At 73.8% G+C, this 15,882-nt stretch carries 11 protein-coding genes; 3 read left to right on the top strand and 8 right to left on the bottom strand.

Translation table 11 applies throughout. The features are described 5' to 3' along the window. Nucleotides 1–4: 4 nt before the first annotated feature. From JOE35_RS10495 to gabT, 4 genes are all read right to left on the bottom strand, one after another. Nucleotides 5–1,420 (bottom strand): NAD(P)/FAD-dependent oxidoreductase, encoded by a 1,416-nt coding sequence (locus tag JOE35_RS10495; protein ID WP_209561031.1) that lies wholly within the window; start codon nt 1,418–1,420, stop codon nt 5–7. Between the two features lie 107 nt (nt 1,421–1,527). Further along, the gene (locus JOE35_RS10500; RefSeq protein ID WP_209561032.1) at nt 1,528–2,970 is read right to left on the bottom strand and encodes an aminobutyraldehyde dehydrogenase; all 1,443 of its coding nucleotides are present in this window, start codon (nt 2,968–2,970) and stop codon (nt 1,528–1,530) included. A gap of 90 nt (nt 2,971–3,060) precedes the next feature. Further along, complete coding sequence (locus JOE35_RS10505) at nt 3,061–4,578, bottom strand: NAD-dependent succinate-semialdehyde dehydrogenase (RefSeq protein ID WP_209561033.1); 1,518 nt, start codon at nt 4,576–4,578, stop codon at nt 3,061–3,063. Beyond that, nucleotides 4,578–5,933: a 4-aminobutyrate--2-oxoglutarate transaminase gene (gene gabT, locus JOE35_RS10510; RefSeq protein WP_209561034.1), complete on the bottom strand. Its 1,356-nt coding sequence runs from the start codon at nt 5,931–5,933 to the stop codon at nt 4,578–4,580. The genes JOE35_RS10505 and gabT overlap by 1 nt, the downstream gene beginning before the upstream one ends. 121 nt (nt 5,934–6,054) lie before the next feature. On the opposite strand from gabT, the gene JOE35_RS10515 reads away from it, so the two are divergent. Together JOE35_RS10515 and JOE35_RS10520 are read left to right on the top strand one after the other, a co-directional pair. Continuing rightward, nucleotides 6,055–7,650, top strand: a complete 1,596-nt coding sequence (locus tag JOE35_RS10515) for a PucR family transcriptional regulator (RefSeq protein ID WP_209561035.1) — start codon at nt 6,055–6,057, stop codon at nt 7,648–7,650. A 25-nt stretch (nt 7,651–7,675) separates the two neighbouring features. Beyond that, nucleotides 7,676–9,850 (top strand): ATP-dependent DNA helicase RecQ, encoded by a 2,175-nt coding sequence (locus JOE35_RS10520; RefSeq protein ID WP_209561036.1) that lies wholly within the window; start codon nt 7,676–7,678, stop codon nt 9,848–9,850. A 17-nt stretch (nt 9,851–9,867) separates the two neighbouring features. On the opposite strand, the gene JOE35_RS10525 is transcribed toward JOE35_RS10520, so the two are convergent. Both JOE35_RS10525 and JOE35_RS10530 read right to left on the bottom strand, forming a co-directional pair. Then, nucleotides 9,868–11,493 (bottom strand): molybdopterin-dependent oxidoreductase, encoded by a 1,626-nt coding sequence (locus tag JOE35_RS10525; RefSeq protein ID WP_307803038.1) that lies wholly within the window; start codon nt 11,491–11,493, stop codon nt 9,868–9,870. Between the two features lie 70 nt (nt 11,494–11,563). Further along, on the bottom strand, nt 11,564–11,848 hold the full coding sequence (locus JOE35_RS10530) for a hypothetical protein (RefSeq protein WP_123545431.1): 285 nt from the start codon (nt 11,846–11,848) through the stop codon (nt 11,564–11,566). 217 nt (nt 11,849–12,065) lie between these two features. Here JOE35_RS10530 and JOE35_RS10535 point away from each other — a divergent pair, with 217 nt between their 5' ends. After that, entirely contained in the window at nt 12,066–12,422 is a 357-nt protein-coding gene (locus JOE35_RS10535; protein WP_209561037.1) for a hypothetical protein, read from the top strand. Between the two features lie 94 nt (nt 12,423–12,516). Here the strand turns inward: JOE35_RS10535 and JOE35_RS10540 are convergent, their stop codons facing one another. Further along, the gene (locus JOE35_RS10540; protein WP_209561038.1) at nt 12,517–15,024 is read right to left on the bottom strand and encodes a glycoside hydrolase family 65 protein; all 2,508 of its coding nucleotides are present in this window, start codon (nt 15,022–15,024) and stop codon (nt 12,517–12,519) included. Continuing rightward, nucleotides 15,021–15,848 carry an HAD family phosphatase gene (locus tag JOE35_RS10545; protein ID WP_209561039.1) on the bottom strand — a complete coding sequence of 276 codons (828 nt, stop codon included), beginning with the start codon at nt 15,846–15,848 and terminating at the stop codon, nt 15,021–15,023. The genes JOE35_RS10540 and JOE35_RS10545 overlap by 4 nt, the downstream gene beginning before the upstream one ends. Between the last annotated feature and the right edge of the window lie 34 nt (nt 15,849–15,882).

Consider the following 15,882-nt stretch of genomic DNA (forward strand, 5'->3'; position numbering starts at 1 on the left):
CTCCTCACGAGACGGCCGCTCCGGTGTCGGCGTGCTCGGTGTGCTCGGCGTGCTCGACGCCGGCGTCGCGCTCCGCGAGGATCTCGGCGGCGACGTCGTGGCCGACGCGGATGGCGCCGTCGACGTGCTGGAACCCCTCCGCGGCGATGTCGCTCGACGAGAACCGGATCGGGCCCACCGGCACGCGCTGGTCGTGGCCCCAGCGCGACAGGCCGCCGAGGTCGAAGCTCGTCGCGTAAGCGCCGCCCGTCCACTCGTCGCTGGCCCAGTCGCTCTCGAAGTAGACGACCGGCTCGAGCGCCTGCTCGCCGTAGTACGACGCGAGCGACGCGAGGATCGCCGTGCGCCGCTCGTCGGCGGGCAGGGCGAGGAGGCGGTCGGCCTTCTCGTCGCTCACGAACCCCACGAGGGTGCCGCGCGGGTCGTCGTAGTTCGAGTTGTCGTACGCCTCGTGCACCACCTGGTAGGGGCTGAAGGCCGTGCCGGAGAGGCCGGCGTCGCGCCAGAACGGCGTCTCGTAGACGGCGTGCACCTTGATCACGAGCCCGAGCGAGACGTGCTGGTGCCACTGCTGACGGAGCGCGGGCAGCGCCGGGAGGTACTCGATCCGCGAGTAGAGGTTCGGCGGCACGGCGACCACGGCCCAGCGGGCAGCGACCCTCAGCTCGGGCGTCGACGCGACGACGCCGTCGGCCGACCACTCGAGCGTCTCGACGGGCTGGCCGAGCCGCACGGCGTCGCCGAGCTGCTCCGCGAGCGTCAGCGGCACCCGCTGCAGGCCGCCCACGACGCGCTTGTCGAGGATGAAGTCGGCGTCGACGAGGTTGCTGAAGCTGCCGGCGCTCGACGCCATCTGCAGCGCCTGGAGGAGCGAGAACGAGTGGGCGGGCTTCGTGAGCATCGCGTCGGCGATGAAGAGCGCGATGTTGGCCCGCGCCTCCGCGTCGTCGCTCTGCTGCTCGAGCCAGGCCGAGAACGAGACGTGGTCGAGCTCGGCGGCCCGCGGGTGCTCCCAGGGGGCGGCCACGTCGGTCTCGGCCACGAGCTCGTCCATCACGACGATGAGCCGCTCGATCTCGGCCTGCGTGTGCTCGGACGCGGGGAAGATGTCGCCGGTGAAGCGCGACGCCGTGCCGTCGGCCGAGACGTAGACGCTCTCGCCGTCACGCCAGCGCGAGTAGGTCTCGAGGCCGAGCTCGCCGAGCGTGGCGATCAGGGCCGTCTGGTCGGGCGACACCCACTGGCCGCCGAGCTCGAGCATCGCCCCGTCGATCGTCTCGGTGCGGAGCCGGCCGCCGACGCGGTCGCGGGCCTCGAGCACGATCACGTCGAGGCCCGCCGCGCGCAGGTCGGCGGCCGCGGTCAGGCCGCTGGCCCCCGCGCCGATGACGACGACGTCGCAGGTGGTGGTGTCGGTCATGGGGTGGTCTCCGTCGCTGGTGCGGGCACCGGGTGGGGTGCGTCGAGGGTGGGTGCGGGTCGAGTGGGGTCGGGGCTGTGCTGGTCGAGCAGCGTCGCCGGGGCAGGTCAGGACGAGGCGCGCGGCGAGGCGTGCGCGCTCATGACGTGCTTGACCCTGGTGTAGTCCTCGAGGCCGTAGGCGCTGAGGTCCTTGCCGTAGCCGGAGCGCTTGAAGCCGCCGTGCGGCATCTCGGCGGCGAGCGGGATGTGCGTGTTGATCCAGACGCAGCCGAAGTCGAGGTCGCGGGCGAAGCGCTCTGCCGTGGTGTGGCTGTCGGTCCAGACGCTCGAGGCCAGGGCGTAGGGGACGCCGTTGGCCAGCTCGAGCGCCTCGTCCGCCGTGCGGAACGACTGCACGGTGAGCACCGGGCCGAACACCTCGGCCTGTACGACGTCGTCGTCCTGACGCACGCCCGTGACGATCGTCGGCGCGAAGTGGAAGCCGGTCTCGCCGACCCGGTGCCCGCCGGTCGCCACGGTCGCATGCGCGGGCAGGGAGTCGACGACCGCCTGCACGGCGGCGAAGTGCCGCGCGTTGTTGAGGGGGCCGTAGGAGGCGCCCTCCCCGGCGTCGGGACCGGTCGTCGTCGCCTCCGCGGCACGGACCAGGGCGGCGACCAGGTCGTCGTGGAGCGACTCGTGCACGATGACGCGGGTGACCGCGGTGCAGTCCTGGCCCGCGTTGAAGAAGGCCGCCTCCGCGATCTGCGGCGCCACGACGTCGACGTCGACGTCGGGGAACACGACGGCGGGCGCCTTGCCGCCGAGCTCGAGGTGCACCCGGGCCACGCGGTCGGCGGCCGAGGTCGCGACGGCGACTCCGGCGCGCACCGAGCCCGTGATGGCGACCAGCCCGGGCACGGGGTGCTCGACGAGGGCCTGGCCGGTGCTCGCGTCGCCGAGGACGACGTTGAACACGCCGTCGGGCAGGACGCCCTTCGTCAGCGAGGCGAGCACGAGGGTCGACTCGGGCGTCGTGTCGCTGGGCTTCAGCACGATCGTGTTGCCGGCGGCGAGGGCAGGCGCGATCTTCCAGATCGCCATCATCAGCGGGTAGTTCCACGGCGTGACCTGCGCGACGACGCCGATCGGCTCGCGCCGCACCGACGAGGTGAGCCCGTCGAGGTACTCCCCCGAGGCGATGCCGTCGAGCCGACGGGCGGCGCCGGCGAAGAAGCGCACCTGGTCGGCGCCGACGGCGACCTCCTCCGCGGCGATGATCGCCTTCGGCTGCCCCGTGTCCCGGTGCTGCGCCTCCACCAGCTCGTCGCTGTGCGCGTCGAGGGCGTCGGCGAGCGCGAGCAGCGCGGCCTGGCGCACGGACGGCGTGCTGCGGCTCCAGCCGGGGAAGGCCCTGGCCGCGGCCTGGACCGCAGCGTCGACGTCGGCCGCGTCGCTCACGGGCGAGACCGCGACGACCTGCTCGGTGACCGGCGAGACCACGTCGATCGTCGCGGTGCCGTGTGCGTCGACGGAGCGGCCGTCGACGAAGTTCTGCAGGGTCGCCATGGTGTCCTCTCGGTGGTGCTCGGTGCTGGTGCCGTGGTGCTGGTGCCGTGGTGCTCGGGGCCGTGCGGGTCGCGTCGCGTCGCGTCGCGCTCAGCCGTCGGGCTGCAGCGCGTAGGTGGTGTCGAGGTACTCGTGGATGCCCTCGCTGCCGCCCTCGCGCCCGAGGCCGGAGTGCCCGACCCCGCCGAACGGGGCCGCGGCGTTCGAGACCAAGCCGGTGTTGACGCCCAGCATGCCGGTGCGGAGGCGTCCGAGCATGCGTCGTCCACAGGCCAGGTCGGTCGTGAACAGGTAGGCGACGAGGCCGTAGGGGGTGTCGTTGGCGAGCCGGACGGCGTCGTCCTCGTCGCGGAAGGTGGTGACGGCGGCGACCGGGCCGAAGATCTCCTGGTGCATCAGGTCGGCGTCGCGGGGCACCCCGGCGAGCACGGTCGGGGCGAAGAACGAGCCGGGGCCGTCGACCGCCGAGCCGCCGGTGACGAGGCGGGCGCCCCGGGCCACGGCGTCGGCGACGAGCCGCTCGCAGGTCACGACGGCACGGTCGTCGATCAGCGGGCCGAGCGTCGTCCCGTCGGCGGTGCCGGGCCCGACGACGAGCGCCTCGACGCGCTCGGCGAGCAGGCGCGTGAACTCGGCCGCCACCTCCTCGTGCACCAGGAGGCGGTTCGCCGCCGTGCAGGCCTGCCCGCCGTTGCGGAACTTCGCCAGCATCGCCCCGTCGACGGCGGCGTCGAGATCGGCGTCGGCCATCACGACGAAGGGGGCGTTGCCGCCGAGCTCCATCGAGGTGCGCAGCACGTTCTCCGCCGCCTGCGCGATCAGCACCCGGCCGACGGCGGTCGAGCCGGTGAACGAGAGCTTCCGGAGGCGCGGGTCGGCGAGCAGGGGCCCGGTCACCCCGGCCGCGTCGGTCGTCGTGACCACGGTGACGACGCCGTCGGGGACGCCGACCTCGCGCAGCAGCTCGACGAACGCGATCGTCGTGAGCGGCGTCAGCTCCGCGGGCTTGACGACCACCGTGCAGCCGGCCGCGAGCGCCGGTGCGATCTTGCGGGTGGCCATCGCCAGCGGGAAGTTCCACGGGGTCACGAGGTAGCTCGGCCCCACGGGCCGGTGGGTCACGATCATGGTGCCGGTGCCCTCGGGGACGGGACCGTACCGGCCCTGGACGCGCACCGCCTCCTCGGAGAACCAGCGGAGGAACTCGCCCCCGTAGGCGACCTCGCCCCGCGCCTCGGCGAGCGGCTTGCCCATCTCGAGCGACATGAGCAGGGCGAACGACTCGCGTCGCTCGACGAGCAGGTCGAAGGCCCGGCGCAGCAGCTCGCCGCGGACGCGGGGAGGCGTGGCCGCCCACTCGTCGGCGGCGTCGACCGCGCGGTCGAGGGCCCGGAGCGCGTCCGCGGGGCCCTGGTCGGCGACGACCGCGAGGACCTCGCCCGTGGCCGGGTCGCGCACAGGGAAGGTCGGGACGCCGTCGAGGGCCGACGCCGCGGCGGCGTCGCTGTCGTCTCCTGCGGCGGCGAGCGCCACGACGTGAGAGGGGAACGCAGGCAGCGCTGCGGCGTCAGGCCGCGCCGCCCGCGTGACCGTGGACACGTCGGTCATCAGGCGGACCCGAGCGCGGCCGCGACGACGTCGAGGCCGTCGTGCAGCAGCGCGTCGTCGATGGCGAGCGGCGGGAGGAACCGGATCACGTTGCCGAAGGTGCCGCAGGTGAGCACGATGACGCCCTCGGCGTGGCAGGCGGCGGCGACCCGGCCGGTGAGCGCGGCGTCGGGCTCGCCGGTGATCGGGTCGACGAGCTCGATCGCGATCATCGCGCCACGGCCGCGGACGTCGCCGATGCGAGGGTCGCCCTGCTGCAGCTCGTGCAGGCGGCCGAGCAGCAGGTCGCCGATGGCAGCCGCACGCTCGATCAGCCCGTCGTGCTCGAACGACTCGATGGCGGCGAGCGCGGCGGCGCAGGCGATCGGGTTGCCGCCGTAGGTGCCGCCGAGGCCGCCGACGTGGGGCGCGTCCATGATCTCGGCCCGCCCGGTGACCGCCGAGAGCGGCAGGCCGCCCGCGATGCCCTTGGCGGTGACGACGAGGTCGGGCACGATGCCCTCGTGCTCGCTGGCGAACATGCGGCCGGTCCGGGCGAAGCCCGTCTGCACCTCGTCGGCGATGAACACGACGTCGTTCTCGCGGCACCAGGCGACGATGGCGGGAAGGAACCCGGGCGCCGGCACGATGAAGCCGCCCTCGCCCTGGATCGGCTCGATCACGACGGCGGCGAGGTTCGCGGCGCCGACCTGCTTCTCGATCTGCGAGATGGCGCGCGCCGCGGCCTGCGGCCCGTCGAGCCCGGCGTCCCGGTACGGGTACGACAGCGGGGCTCGGTAGATCTCGGGGGCGAACGGCCCGAAGCCGCTCTTGTACGGCATCGACTTGGCGGTGAGCGCCATCGTCAGGTTGGTGCGGCCGTGGTAGGCGTGGTCGAAGGCCACGACGGCCGACTTGCGCGTGTACGAGCGGGCGATCTTGACGGCGTTCTCGACCGCCTCCGCGCCGGTGTTGAACAGGGCCGAGCGCTTGTCGTGGTCGCCGGGCGTCAGCCGGTTGAGCGCCTCGCAGACCTCGACGTAGCCGTCGTAGGCCGTGATCATGAAGCAGGAGTGCGTGAAGCGCTGGACCTGCTCGACGACCGCCTCCACCACGCCGGGGGCCGAGTTGCCTACGCCCGTCACCGCGATGCCCGAGCCGAGGTCGATCAGGGTGTTGCCGTCGACGTCGACGAGGACGCCCCCGCCGGCCGCCTCCGTGAAGACGGGCAGCGAGACGCCGACGCCCGCGGCGACCGCGCCGCGCTTGCGCTCCATCAGCTCGCGGCTGCGCGGGCCGGGCACCTCGGTGACGAGACGGCGACGCTGCTCGAGGCCGGGGCCTCCGCGCGGGGTGGTGACTGTGGTGCTCGACATGCAGGCGCTCCTTCGACGTTGCGGCGACTCTAGGGAGCCGGGGCGCGCCTCCTCGACCGACGTTTCGTCGCGTCTCTCGTGCTTCTCTGCCAGATCGGCAGGCCGGTGCTAGGTTCGGCGCGTGCGCCCCACAGTCAGAGCCCTCGTCCGCCAGGCGCCCCTCGGCCTGCGCCTCCTCGACCCGACGACTCGCACCGACGAGCCGCTCTCGTGGGTGCACAGCTCGGACCTGGTCGACCCGTCGCCCTTCGTCGCCTCCTCGACCATGCTGCTGACGACCGGCAGCCAGTTCGGCGCCGACGCGTCGCAGGGCGACTACGACGCCTGGGTCGGCCGGGTCGTCGGCGCGGGCGTCGTCGCGCTCGGCTTCGGCGCCGGCGTGCACCGCCCTCAGACTCCCGTCGAGCTCGTGCTCGCCGCCTCCGCCCACGGGGTGCCCGTCGTCGAGGTGCCCTGGCGCACGCCCTTCATCGCCGTCGCCCGGTGGGCGGCCGACCAGCTGGCCGAGGAGGCGCGCGAACGGGACCGCTGGACGCTGCGGGCCCAGCGCGCGGTCTCGGTGGCGGCCATCGGCGACGGCGGGCTCGGCGCCGTGCTGCGGGTGCTCGGCGAGCAGCTCGGCGGGTCGGTCGTGCTGCACGGGACGGAGGTGTCGGTCGGGCAGGAGGCGTCGGTCGGGTCGGGCGTGCCGCTCGGCTCGGACGCGGCGGTCGATCGGGGGCCGGTCGAGGCCGAGGTGGCGCGGCTCGTCCGTCGCGGCGCTCGGGCGGGCAGCACGGTGACCGTGCCCGGCGCCGTCGTGTCCCTGCAGACCCTCGGACGGCGGGACGGGCTCCGCGGCGTCCTCGCGGTCCGCACCCCCGGCGAGCTCGACACGGCCGCCCGTGCCGTCCTCACCAGCGTGGTCGCCCTCGCCGAGGTCACCCTCGAGCGCGACGTCGCCCGGCTGCGTGGGCAGCGCGAGCTCTGGCGACAGGTGTGGTCGCTGCTGGTGGCCGGGCAGGTCGAGGTGGCACGGGCCATCACGCGGTCGGTCGGTGTCGGCATCGCGGCGGGACCGGTGGTCGTCGCCCTCGCCGCGCCTCCTCGTGACTCGCCCGACCGCGCGACCGAGGCGGTCGAGCGGCTCGCCGCGGGCCGGCCCGACGTCTTCGTCGCCCTCGTCGACGGGCGTCTCGCCGTGCTCGCCGGCGACGGCGCCGTCGACCTGGTGGCGCTCGCCGCAGCCCACGGCCTGCGGATCGGCGTCTCCGACGTCACCGACCTCGACCACCTCGCCGGCGCCGCCGCCCAGGCCGGGCGCGCGCTGGCCGTCGCGACCTCGTCAGGCTCCGCGGCGCCACAGGCAGCCGAGGAGGCGGTGGTCACCTGGGCGAGCCTCGCCGCCGGCGGCCTCGTGGCCGCGCTCTGGTCGGAGGGAGCCGCCGAGCTCGCGTCCGCCCGCCTCGGGCCCGTGCTCGCCCTGCCCGACGGCGACGAGCTGCTCGCCTGCTGCCGCCGGTGGCTCGAGCACAACGGAGCCTGGGACCCGGCCGCCCGGAGTCTCGGCCTGCACCGGCACAGCCTCCGCGCCAGGGTCGACAAGGTGGAGGCCGCGCTGGGGCTGCCGCTCGACGGCTTCGCCGGGCGGGCCGAGCTGTGGGCGCTGCTGCAGGCCGCGGGCGCAGGGGCGGGGGCGGGCGGGACCGTCGCAGGAGGCGACTCCGGACCTCGCTGACGGTGGCCCGTGACAGCATGGCCCGATGACGACGAGCAGCAGCACGGCCAGCACCGCGACCGAGACCGACGCCCCCGTCGCCGCTGACGCGACGGACGTCGACGCCGAGGCGCTCGAGCTGCTGCGGGCCCTGACGGGTCGTGACGACGCCGTGTTCCACGACGGCCAGCTCGAGGCGATCCGCGCCCTCGTCGCCGACCGTCGACGTGCCCTCGTCGTGCAGCGCACCGGCTGGGGCAAGTCGGCCGTGTACTTCATCGCGACCCTGCTGCTGCGGCGCAGGGGCGGCGGTCCGACACTGCTGGTCTCGCCGCTCCTCGCCCTGATGCGCGACCAGGTCGCCGCCGCGAGCCGCGCCGGCGTCCGGGCGGTCGCCGTCAACTCCGCGAACGCGCACGAGTGGTCCGACGTGCAGCAGGCCCTCGCCGCCGACGAGGTCGACGTGCTGCTGGTCTCGCCCGAGCGCCTCAACAACCCGCGGTTCCGTGACGAGCAGCTGCCGGTGCTGGTGGCCCGGCTCGGCATGCTCGTCGTCGACGAGGCGCACTGCATCAGCGACTGGGGCCACGACTTCCGGCCCGACTACCGGCGGCTCGCCGACCTCATCCGCACCCTGCCGACGACGGTGCCCGTGCTGGCCACGACGGCGACCGCGAACGAGCGGGTCGTCGCCGACGTCGAGGAGCAGCTGACGGCGGGGCCGGACGACCAGGTGCTGACGATCCGCGGCTCGCTGGCCCGCGCCTCCCTGCGCCTCGGCGTGCTGACGCTGCCGACGTCGCGCGACCGGCTGGGCTGGCTGCTCAGCCACCTCGACGACCTGCCGGGCAGCGGCATCATCTACACGCTCACCGTCTCCGCGGCCGACGACACGGCCCGGCTGCTGCACGAGGCAGGGCACGCGGTGCGCTCGTACTCGGGCCGCACCGACAACGAAGAACGCGAGGCGCTCGAGGGCCAGCTCAAGCGGAACGAGCTCAAGGCGCTCGTCGCCACCAGCGCCCTCGGCATGGGCTTCGACAAGCCCGACCTCGGCTTCGTCGTGCACCTCGGGGCACCGTCGTCGCCCGTCGCCTACTACCAGCAGATCGGCCGTGCGGGGCGAGCGACCGACAACGCCGACGTGCTGCTGCTGCCCGGCACGGAGGACGCCGAGATCTGGCAGTACTTCGCCACCGCCTCCATGCCGTCCGAGGCGCGGGCCTCGGCTGTCCTGGCCGAGCTCGGCGAGACGCCGCTCTCGACGCCGGCGCTCGAGGCCAGGGTCGACGTGAAGCGCTCGCCGCTCGAGCTGATGCTCAAGGTGCTCGACGTCGACGGCGCCGTCTCGCGCGTGCAGGGCGGCTGGGTCAGCACCGGCGAGCCCTGGGTCTACGACGCCGAGCGCTACGGGCGCATCGGCGAGGCTCGGGTCGCCGAGCAGCAGTCGATGATCGCCTACGAGTGGGCGACGACCTGCCGCATGCAGATGCTCCAGCTCGACCTCGACGACCCCGCAGCGGCTCCGTGCGGCCGGTGCGACATCTGTGCCGGCGCCTGGTACCCGAGCGAGATCGGCGGCGAGGCCGCCGCGTCGGCCTCCACCTCGCTCGACCGGGTGGGAGTCGAGATCGAGCCGCGGGCCCAGTGGCCCACGGGCGCCGACCGGGCCGGCGTGCCTGCCAAGGGCAAGATCGCCGAGGGCGAGCGCGTCGAGACCGGCCGCGCCCTGGCCCGCCTCACCGACCTCGGCTGGGGCACGACGCTGCGGCAGGTCTTCGCGGCCGGCGCGGAGGACGCGCCGCTGACCAAGGCGCTGCTCGACGGCGTGGTCCGGGTGCTCAAGGAGTGGCCGTGGGCCGAGCGTCCCGTGGGCGTCGTGGCGATGCCGTCGGCGTCACGCCCCCAGCTCGTCGGCTCGCTCGCCGAGGCCATCAGCACCGTCGGGCGCCTGCCGCTGCTCGGGTCGCTGACGCCGACCCGCCCCTCGGCAGGGCGAGGCAGCGGAGGAGGCGGCAACAGCGTCTACCGGCTCGCCGACGTCTGGCAGGCGGTCGAGGTCGGGCCCGAGCTGGCGGCCGCGCTGGCGCAGGTGTCCGGGCCCGTGCTGCTCGTCGACGACCTGGTCGACAGCCGGTGGACGATGACGACCGCCGGGCGCGAGCTGCGCCGCGCGGGCGCGTCGGCCGTGCTGCCGTTCTCGCTGGGCGTCGTCGGCTGACGAGCCGGCGGGCGGGCTCAGCGCACCGACACCGCGTGCTCGTCCCAGCCCTCGGCGCCGTTGGGTGCGGGCGGCAGCTCGGTCTCCGACTGCACGGTCCCGTCCGCGCTCGTCGCCCGCACGCGCAGGGTGTGCCCACCGGACGATGCCGACCACCGGTAGATCCACTGCACCCAGGTGTCGGGCGAGATCGACTCGGCGAGCTCGGCCTCGTCCCACGCGCCTCCGTCGACCTGCACCTCGACGCGTGCGACGCCGGTGTGCGGGTGCCAGGCGACCCCGGCGACGGCGACCGTCCCAGCGTCGACGGTCGTGCCCGCGGCGGGGACGTCGATGCGCGACTCGAGCTTCACGGGGCCGAGGGCGTCCCAGCCGCGCGGGGTCCAGTAGCCCTCGGCGTCGGCGAAGCGGGTCACCTCGAGCTCGGTCACCCACTTCGTCGCCGAGACGTAGCCGAAGAGGCCCGGCACGACGAGGCGGGCGGGGAACCCGTGCTCCTGGGGCAGGGGCTCGCCGTTCATGCCGATCGCGAGCAGCGCCTCCGTGTCGTCGTCCAGGAGCACGTCCAGGGGCGTGCCCGCGGTGAAGCCGTCGATGCTGCGCGAGAGCACCATGTCGGCGCCGGCCTGCGGTCGCGCCCGCGCCAGCAGGTCACGAAGCGGGTAGCCGAGCCAGAGGGCGGTGCCGATCAGCGTGCCGCCGACCTCGTTCGAGACGCAGCTGAGCGTGGCCGTGTGCTCGACGAGCGGCAGGGCGAGCACGTCCTCGAACGTGAGCACCACCTCCTCGTCGACGAGGCCGTGGATCCGGAGCGACCAGTCGGCCGGGTCGATGCCGGGCACCCGCAGGGCGGTGTCGATTCGGTAGAACTCGTCGTTCGGCGTGATGTACGACGTGAGGCCGTCGACGTCGAGGGAGGCACCGGCGGGCACCGCCTCCTCGGCGGTCGCCGCGGCCGGCAGACGAAGCGCGGCACGCAGCTGCGACACGTTCGCGCGCGTCGCGTTCCAGGCCCGGGCGCCCGTCCCGACGACGACCGAGGCCGCACCGGCGAGGCCCGCGAGGAGCACGAAGCTGCGGCGCTCGAGGCCGGGTCCGCGGAGGGGCGGCGAGGGCACCGAGGCCTCGGACCAGCCGGTGCGGGTCGTCGCCCGCCAGCGGGAGAGCCGACGGATCAGCGTCGTGAGCAGCAGCAGGGCGACGAGGGTGCCGACGGCCGTGGGCACGCCGTTGATGCTCGTCGAGTCGGCGCGGGTCAGCACGGCGATCATCGCGAGCACTCCCCCGAGCCCGAAGACGACCTTGCCGGCCGGGGGCCGACGCAGCTCGGCGATGCCCGCGCCGGCGGTGATGACGGCCAGCAGCACGCCCATCAGGGTGAACAGCGCGATCTTGTCGCCGGTGCCGAAGAGGGCGACCATCGTGTCCTTGGCCACGGGAGGCGCCAGGTCGATCACGGCGGAGCCGACCGCGTAGAGCGGGCTGCCGCCGGGGCCGGTCACGACGGCGGCGAGCTCGGCCGAGGCGAGGAACGCCGCAGCCGACACGACACCGGCGACCGCAGCCCAGCCCGAGGAGGCACGGGTCGTCATGCCCTCGGCCTCTCGGCTCGAGGCTGCGGGTGACTCGAGGCGCACGGACATGCCGTCAGGCTAGGCGGCGCCGCTCGGGATCCGCTGGGGCCGAGCGCGGCAGACCCGCACCGGCCGTCGTCTACTCGTCGTCGTCGACGAGGCTCTCCATCAGCTCGACGATGAACGCGACGGACGACTCGGACCCGGCGGCCGGCTCGACGTCGTCGTCCGCGTCGACGACCAGCAGCGGGATGCCGGGGCCGATCACGAGCTGCGCCATGTGGGCCACGCCGCCGAGCCGCGCCGCGACCGGGACGCGGAAGGTGCGGTCGTCATCGCTGAACTCCATGGCGGCGGCGAGCAGGACCTCGGCCAGCTCGTCAGTCACGATCAGTTCCTGGCCTGCGTAGAACAGCGTCTTCATGCCTGCCACCCTACGGGCGGCCCCCGACGCCGCTCGCGCGCCCAGCGCCTCCTGCGGGCTGTCCGCTTCGAGGGCGGGTCGTTCTCCTCGAGGGCGGGTCCGCGGCTACCCGCCCTCGACCACTTCGACCCGCCCACGAGCAGATGGAGGCGGCGGCGCGGCAGGCAAGCGACCAGGAGGCGGCGGCCCGGCGGGCGCGTGCCGTAGCCTCGGGCGCATGGCAGAGAAGCGAGCACCCCAGGTCGAGACCGGCGACGCGGACGTGACCCGCGCCTCCTTGGAGCTGTCGCTGCCGGTGTCGCTGCTGCCCGGCGTCGTCCGCCGCGCGGTGCAGTCGACGCCGGCGTTCTCGTTCACGTCGGCCGACGAGCAGGGCGCGCGCCTGATCCGCCGCTCGGCGACGGCGAGCGACGCGGACACGGTCCACCTCGTCTTCGAGGAGGCGGGCGCGGGCAGCCGCGTCTCCGGCGAGGTGCACGCGCCGGCCGGCACGATCGGCGTCAGCGTCAAGAAGCGCGACGCGGACACGATCGCCCTGTTCGACGCGATCGCGTCGGCGGCCGGCCCCTTCTAGCCGAGGGCGTCGCGCACCTCCGAGCACGAAGGCGGCCGACGCCTCCGAGGAGGTGCCGACCGCCTTCCGCAGGACGCCGGGTGCAGGGCGCCGGCTAGGCCGACGCCTCGTCCTCCTCGTACCGGTCGATGCTGATCGTCGGGATCGACGCGGTGATGACGGAGCCGTCGGCGCGCACGAGACCACGGAGGTCGCTCGTCGTCGGCACCTTCGTCGTGATGCGGGGCCCCTGGTCATCGAGCGCGACGCGCACGGGGCGATCGCTCGGCACCTTGACGGTCTCGCCGCGGACGCTGACCGTGAGGCCCTCGCCGTCCTCGATCGTGAAGACGATCTCGTCGGCGGCGAGGTCGACACGGAGGCGGCTGCCCTTGACGGTGAGGCGGAACGTGAGCTCCTCCCAGTCGGCGGGCAGGCGCGGGTCGAAGCTGACGCCGCCGAGGTAGTCGCGCATGCCGCCGTAGCCGTTGACCAGGGCGCTCCAGATGCCGCCGGCCGACGCGACGTGCACGCCGTCCGAGGTGTTGCGGTGCAGGTCGGCGAGGTCGACGTAGAGCGACGACAGGAAGTACTGCATCGACAGCTGGTGGTGGCCCACCTCGGCCGCGATGATCGACTGCACGACGCCGGAGAGGGTCGAGTCTCCTGTCGTGAGCGCGTCGTAGTACTCGAAGTCGCGGAGCTTCTGCTCGGCGGTGAACTCGTCGCCCTGGAGGAACAGCGCGAGCACGACGTCGGCCTGCTTCAGCACCTGGAACCGGTAGATCACCAGCGGGTGGTAGTGCAGCAGCAGCGGTCGCTTGTTGGCGGGCGTGGCGTCGAGGTCCCACAGCTCCTTGTCGAGGAACTGCGCATCTTGCGGGTGGATGCCGCGGTGCTCGTCGTAGGGGATCTCCATCGCCTCGGCCGCGAGCCGCCAACCGGTGACCTCCTCCTCGCCGAGCCCCAGACGGGCGACCATCCGCTCGTACGCGACCGGCGACTCGTCCTCGAGCCTCGCGACGTAGCGGACCGCGGCGCGGAGGTTCGCCCGCGCCATGACGTTCGTGTACAGGTTGTCGTCGACGACCGTCGTGTACTCGTCGGGGCCCGTGACGCCGTCGATGTGGAACCGCTGGTCGCCGTTCGAGCGCCAGAAACCGAGGTCGGCCCAGAGCCGCGCCGTCTCGACGAGGATGTCGACGCCGCCGCGCTCCATGAAGTCGAGGTCGCCGGTGGCCTGCACGTACTGGCTGAGGGCGTGGCTGATGTCGGCGTCGATGTGGTACTGCGCCGTGCCGGCCGCGTAGTAGGCGGACGACTCGAGCCCGTTGATGGTGCGCCACGGGAACAGCGCGCCGCGCTGGTTCAGCTCGACGGCCCGGTCGCGGGCCGCGTCGAGCATGCCGAGGCGGAAGCGCAGGGCGTTCCGCGCCACGTTCGGCGCCGTGTAGGTGAGGAACGGGAGCACGTAGATCTCGGTGTCCCAGAAGTAGTGCCCGCCGTAGCCGGACCCCGTGACCCCCTTGGCCGCGATGCCCTGGCCGTCGGTGCGGGCCGTGGCCTGCGCGAGCTGGAAGAGGTTCCAGCGGACGGCCTGCTGGATCTCGGGCTGGCCGCCCACGACGACGTCGGTACGGGCCCAGTAGTCGTCGAGCCAGGCGCGCTGCTTGTCGAACATGGCCTGCGGCGGCTCTTCCGCCGCGCGGTCGAGGGTGCGGTCGCAACGGTCGGCGAGCTCGCGCGGCGGCACGCCGCGGCTCGTGTGGTAGGTCACCGTCTTGATCATCTTCACGGCCACGCCCGCCTTGGCGCGCACCCGGTAGACGTGCTTCGACAGGTCGTCGTCGATCGACGACGACTCGTCCCACTCGTTCTCGGTCTCCATCACGTGGTCGGCGCCGACCGCGATGGTCATGCCCGAGTTGGTCGTGCGGTAGCCGAGCACCGCGCGGGCGCCGCCGTTGCGGGCCAGCACCGGCTGGAGCACCCTGTCCTCGAAGGCCTCGGCGCGGCGCGGGTCGAAGGCGTCGGCCGCCGCGCGCATGCCGGCGTGGTACTCGTCGCCCATGTCCTGCCGGTTGAGGATCTGGCTCGAGATGAGCAGCGACGCGTCGGCGTCGAGCACCGTGACCTCGTACTCGATGATCGCCAGGTGGCGGTCCTCGAGGCTGACGAGGCGACGGCTGGTGACGAGCACGCGCTTGCCCGACGGGGTCCGCCACTCGACCTCGCGGCTGAGCACGCCGTCCTGGAAGTCGAGACGACGGCAGTGCCGCAGGATGTCGGCCTCGAACAGCACGAAGGGCTCGTCGTCGACGTAGAGCCGGATCACCTTCGCGTCGGGCACGTTCACGATCGTCTGGCCGACGCGGGCGAAGCCGAACGCCTCCTCGGCGTGGCGGATCGGCCACGTCTCGTGGAACCCGTTCACGTAGGTGCCGAACGAGTGGCCGCCGCGGCCCTCGTCGGGGTTGCCCCGGAGGCCGAGGTAGCCGTTGCCGAGAGCGAAGATCGTCTCGGTGACGCCCTCGTCGCCCTGGTTGTACTCGTCCTCGACGAGCGCCCACTCGTCGACGGGGAACCGGCTGCGGTCGAGCGGGTCGGAGGTGATGTGGTTCACGGCTGGGCCTCTGCGGTCTCGGTGCTGGTCGTGTCGGTGGTGCTGCTGGCCGGGTCGGGCGTCGAGGAGGCGCGGGCCGAGCCGAGCTCGGCGACCACCTCCTGCAGGTCGTCGACGACCACGTCGGCGCCGGAGCGGAGCAGGGCGTCGCGGCCGGTGCCGCGGTCGACCCCGAGCACGAGGCCGAACGACCCGGCGCGGCCGGCCTCGACCCCGCTCGTCGCGTCCTCGACGACGACGCAGTCGGCGGCCGTGAGGCCGAGTCGGCGCGCGCCCTCGAGGTAGGTGTCGGGTGCGGGCTTGCCGGCGATGCCCTCGGCGGCGGCCACCGCGCCGTCGACGATCACGTCGAAGCGGTCGCGCAGCCCGGCGGCCACGAGCACGGGCACGGCGTTGCGCGAGCTCGACACGACGGCGACCTTCACGCCGAGCGCGATCGCCTGGTCGAGGAACTCGACGCTGCCCGGGTAGGGCTCGACGCCGTTCTCGTCGAGCTCTGCCGCGAAGACGGCGTTCTTGCGGTTGCCGAGGCCGCGCACGGTCTCGGCGTCGGCGCTGTCGTCGTCCGTGCCCTCGGGCAGCTCGACCCCGCGCGCGGCGAGCATCGCGCGGACGCCGTCGTACCGGGGGCGGCCGTCGACGTGCTCGAAGTAGTCGGCGTCCGTGTACGGGTCCAACCCGTGCGCGTCGAAGTAGTCGTTGAACAGTCGGGACCAGGCGCGCATGTGCACCTCGGCCGTCGGCGTCAGGACGCCGTCGAGGTCGAAGAGGAGCGCGTCGAGCTCGCCGAGGCGGGACGCGTCGCGCGGGAGGGTGGAGGCCATGCACTCGTCCTTCGAGAGGGGTGTCGGTCAGAGG

This window comes from Frigoribacterium sp. PvP032 (assembly GCF_017833035.1).
Lineage (GTDB): Bacteria > Actinomycetota > Actinomycetes > Actinomycetales > Microbacteriaceae > Frigoribacterium.

Bases quoted from the DNA above. Each gene is read 5' to 3' on its own strand.
- JOE35_RS10495 (WP_209561031.1), bottom strand. From the start codon at position 1,420: ATGACCGACACCACCACCTGCGACGTCGTCGTCATCGGCGCGGGGGCC.
- JOE35_RS10500 (WP_209561032.1), bottom strand. From the start codon at position 2,970: ATGGCGACCCTGCAGAACTTCGTCGACGGCCGCTCCGTCGACGCACAC.
- JOE35_RS10505 (WP_209561033.1), bottom strand. From the start codon at position 4,578: ATGACCGACGTGTCCACGGTCACGCGGGCGGCGCGGCCTGACGCCGCA.
- gabT (WP_209561034.1), bottom strand. From the start codon at position 5,933: ATGTCGAGCACCACAGTCACCACCCCGCGCGGAGGCCCCGGCCTCGAG.
- JOE35_RS10520 (WP_209561036.1), top strand. From the start codon at position 7,676: ATGACGACGAGCAGCAGCACGGCCAGCACCGCGACCGAGACCGACGCC.
- JOE35_RS10525 (WP_307803038.1), bottom strand. From the start codon at position 11,493: ATGTCCGTGCGCCTCGAGTCACCCGCAGCCTCGAGCCGAGAGGCCGAG.
- JOE35_RS10530 (WP_123545431.1), bottom strand. From the start codon at position 11,848: ATGAAGACGCTGTTCTACGCAGGCCAGGAACTGATCGTGACTGACGAG.
- JOE35_RS10535 (WP_209561037.1), top strand. From the start codon at position 12,066: ATGGCAGAGAAGCGAGCACCCCAGGTCGAGACCGGCGACGCGGACGTG.
- JOE35_RS10545 (WP_209561039.1), bottom strand. From the start codon at position 15,848: ATGGCCTCCACCCTCCCGCGCGACGCGTCCCGCCTCGGCGAGCTCGAC.